This window comes from Lysinibacillus mangiferihumi (assembly GCF_003049665.1).
Taxonomy (GTDB): Bacteria; Bacillota; Bacilli; order Bacillales_A; family Planococcaceae; genus Lysinibacillus; species Lysinibacillus mangiferihumi.
In genome coordinates, this window is the sequence record NZ_PYWM01000117.1 from 1 (window position 1) to 615 (window position 615).

At 39.2% G+C, this 615-nt stretch carries 1 protein-coding gene; it reads left to right on the forward strand.

Features of this window, described 5'->3' with window-relative positions:
• Nucleotides 1-615 (forward strand): hypothetical protein (locus tag C9J37_RS28730; RefSeq protein ID WP_167397466.1); only part of this gene is annotated, 615 nt, incomplete at both ends.

The following is a 615-nucleotide window of genomic DNA, read 5'->3' on the forward strand; positions in this document are numbered from 1 at the left end:
TCAAAAATACCTACCAAAAAGCGAAGCAAAAAACAAAAGAAGTGTATAACCAAGCGAAGCAAAAGACGAAAGAAGTATATAGTCAAGCGAAGCAAAAGACGAAAGAAGTGTATAGTCAAGCCAAGCAAAAGACAAAAGAAGTGTATAATCAGGCCAAACAAACTGTGAAAGAAGCCAAAACGGCCTCAAAAGAAGCCGTACTAGCCGACAAGTCGTTAAATAACATGGAACTGCAAACGCCAAGTAAGGACATGAGCTTTAAAGAAAAAGCCGTACTAACAGGCCAGAATCTGCTTTTATCAAAAGCTCAAAAAGAAAAAGGCAAACTAGATGCAACGGTTGATGTATTGAAAAATACATACGGCGAACTAAAAGAATTGGTGACCAACCCTGGAGGTGTCTTCAATAATCTAGTGACCGCAGTATCCCAGCCGATTGAAACGACAAAATCAATAGGCAATGCAATAAAAGACTCTTATGAAAAAGAAGTACTCAATGGCAATGCCTATACAAGATCTAAGTGGATGACGAATGTAAAGCTAACCACAGCGACAGCTATTGTTGGAACAAAAGGCGTTGGCTCCGTAACTAAGGTAGGGAAACTAAAGGGTAATA